The organism is Streptomyces calidiresistens, assembly GCF_014141525.1.
GTDB classification, from domain to species: domain Bacteria; phylum Actinomycetota; class Actinomycetes; order Streptomycetales; family Streptomycetaceae; genus Streptomyces; species Streptomyces calidiresistens.
This window is the reverse complement of record NZ_VKHS01000720.1, coordinates 1-2,776: the sequence shown is the minus strand read 5'-3', so window position 1 is coordinate 2,776 and position 2,776 is coordinate 1. Positions and strand designations below refer to the sequence as shown.

2 protein-coding genes are annotated in these 2,776 nt (G+C 72.9%); both read right to left on the bottom strand.

What is annotated here, in order from left to right:
* Positions 1 to 68: 68 nt before the first annotated feature.
* Positions 69 to 1,211 carry a uroporphyrinogen-III synthase gene (locus tag FOE67_RS21935; protein WP_182666566.1) on the bottom strand — a complete coding sequence of 381 codons (1,143 nt, stop codon included), beginning with the start codon at positions 1,209 to 1,211 and terminating at the stop codon, positions 69 to 71.
* Positions 1,212 to 1,328: 117 nt separating this feature from the next.
* The gene (locus FOE67_RS21930; protein ID WP_182666565.1) at positions 1,329 to 2,723 is read right to left on the bottom strand and encodes a nitrate/nitrite transporter; all 1,395 of its coding nucleotides are present in this window, start codon (positions 2,721 to 2,723) and stop codon (positions 1,329 to 1,331) included.
* Positions 2,724 to 2,776: the final 53 nt, after the last annotated feature.

Genomic DNA, 2,776 nt, shown 5'->3' with positions numbered 1-2,776 from the left:
GGACCGGTCGGACGCCCCGGCCCGGGACGCGAGGGCCGCGGCGGGACAGGGGTCCGACCGGGGCGGGTTCAGGCGTCGTGGCCGGGGTTCCCGGCGGCCGGGTCCATCGCCAGGCGGTAGCCGCGCTTGACGACGGTCTGGATGAGCCGGGGCGTCCCCAGGGCGGTGCGCAGCCGGGCCATGGCCGTCTCCACCGCGTGCTCGTCGCGGCCCGCGCCCGGCAGGGCGCGCAGCAGTTCGGCCCGGGGCACCACCCATCCGGGGCGGCGGGCCAGGGCGCGCAGCAGTGCCATCCCGGCGGGCGGAACGGGACGGAGTTCGTCGTCGACGATCACCGCGTGGCCGCGCAGCCGGACCGTGTGGCCGGCGACCCGCAGCGCCCCGGTCCGGTGGGGCAGTTCGTCGCAGAGCAGCTGCACCAGCGGTCCCAGCCGGAAGCGCTCGGGGTGCCGGGTGGGCACGGCGCGGGACTGGAGGGGCAGGGCGGTGACCGGGCCGACGCAGATCGGCAGCACCTCGCCGCGCAGTGCCTCCAACAGCTCCTCCTGGCGGCCCAGTTCGGCGGCCCGCTCCAGGAAGGAGGCGGCGGCCGGGGCGCTGGTGAAGGTGACGGCGTCCACCTGCCGGGCCACGACGGCCTCGATGAGGCGGTCGACCGGGCCGAGGTCCTCCGGGGGCATCCAGCGGTAGACGGGGACGTCCACCACCTCGGCACCGGCCTCGCGCAGCGACTCGATGAAGCCGGGCAGCGGTTCGCCGTGCAGTTGCAGGGCGATGCGCCGGCCGGCCACGCCCTGTTCCAGGAGGCGTTCCAGTACCTCGGCCATGGACTCCGAGGCGGGTGACCACTCCTCGGTGAGGCCGGCGGCCCGGACGGCGCCGCGCACCTTCGGTCCGCGGGCCAGCACCTCGGCGGCGTCCAGGGTGCGCAGCAGGTCGTCGCCCAACCCCCAGCCGTCGGCCGCCGAGATCCAGCCCCGGAAACCGATGGCGGTGGTGGCCACCGCGATGTCGGGGGCGCGGTCGATGAGGCGACGGGTGGCGTCGAGCAACAGCTCGTCGTCGGCCAGGGGGACGATGCGCAGCGCGGGAGCGTGCTGCACCCGGGCGCCCCGGCGTTCGAGCAGGGCTCCGAGTTCCTCCGCGCGGCGGGCGGCGGTGACGCCGACCGTGAAGCCGTCCAGGGGTTTGATCCGATCTGCTGTCCGCATCCTCTTGTCGCTCCCGGGTCGTCGTACGCGGGCACCGAGCCTGTCAACGGGGCGTGACGGGCTCGGTGCCTCGGTATTTCCCCGATGTAACACCCGGGGTGCGCGGGGCGTCCGGGGTCACACGCCGGCGTACGCGCGCCGGCCCTCCGGTCGGGTCGCACCGGCCGCGGGATCGTCGGCGGGGGCGGGGCGGGAGGAGCCGCGCACGTATACGGACCATGTCACCACGATGCAGGCGATGTAGAAGGCGCAGAAGACCATGAAGGCGGCGGTGCCGTTGCCGGAGGCCATGAAGGACTGCCGCAGGGCGAGGTTGATGCCCAGGCCACCGAAGGCACCCACCGAACCGATGATCACCATGGTGGCGCCGGAGAGCCGCCTGGCGTACACCGCCGCGGCCTCGCCCGCCAGGCCCATCGCCGACGCCTTCGAGCGGTAGATGCCGGGGATCATCTTGTAGGTCGAGCCGTTGCCCAGGCCGGTGAGCACGAACAGCGGGATGAAGCCCGCGACGAACAGCGGCAGCGACTCCAGCGTCGAGGCCAGGACCACCACCCCGGAGACGGCGGCCATCGCGACGAAGTTCCACAGCGTGATCCGCGCCCCGCCCCACCGGTCGGCGAGCCGCCCGCCGATGGGCCGGATCAGTGAACCGAGCAGCGGACCGATGAAGGTGATGGAGGCGGCCTCCAGCGGCGTGCGGTCGAACTGGTTCTGCAGCACCAGGCCGAAGGCGAAGCCGTAGCCGATGAAGGAGCCGAAGGTGCCGATGTAGAGGAAGGACATGATCCAGGTGTGGCCGTCGCGGGCGGCCTCCCGGGCGGCGCCGGTGTCGTTGGAGACCGGCCCCAGGTTGTCCATGTGCCGCCAGCTGAGCACGACGGCGAGCACGATCAGCGGGATGTAGAAGGCCACCAGCAGACGCGGGTACTGCGCGCCGGCCACGAAGATCACCAGCAGGGCCACCCACTGCACCACCGGCACGCCGATGTTGCCGCCGCCCGCGTTCAGGCCCAGCGCCCAGCCCTTGAGGCGCATCGGATAGAAGCTGTTGATGTTGGTCATGGAGGAGGCGAAGTTGCCGCCGCCGAAGCCGGTGAGGATCGCGACCACCACGAAGGTGGTGTACGAGGTGCCGGGTTCCATGACCACCAACAGGGCCGTGGTGGGCAGGAGCAGCAGGGCGGCGCTGATCACCGTCCAGTTGCGGCCCCCGAAGCGGGCGACCGCGAAGCCGTAGGGGATGCGCAGGCCGGCGCCGACCGCCGAGGCGATCGCCACCAGGAAGAACTTCCCGGCGGCGTCGATGCCGTACTCGGGTCCCATGAACAGGGCCAGGACGGAGAACATCGTCCACACCGAGAACCCGATGTGCTCGGAGATGATGGAGAACACCAGGTTCCGGCGGGCCACGTGGCGGCCCTCGCGCTCCCAGAACCGCTCGTCCTCGGGGTCCCAGGTCTCGATCCAGCGCCCGCCGCGGCGGGCGGGGGTGGTGGTCGGGGTGGTCATCACGCCTCCAGATGGTCCGGCGATGGGGTGTCGGCCCCGGGAGGGGCGGGGAG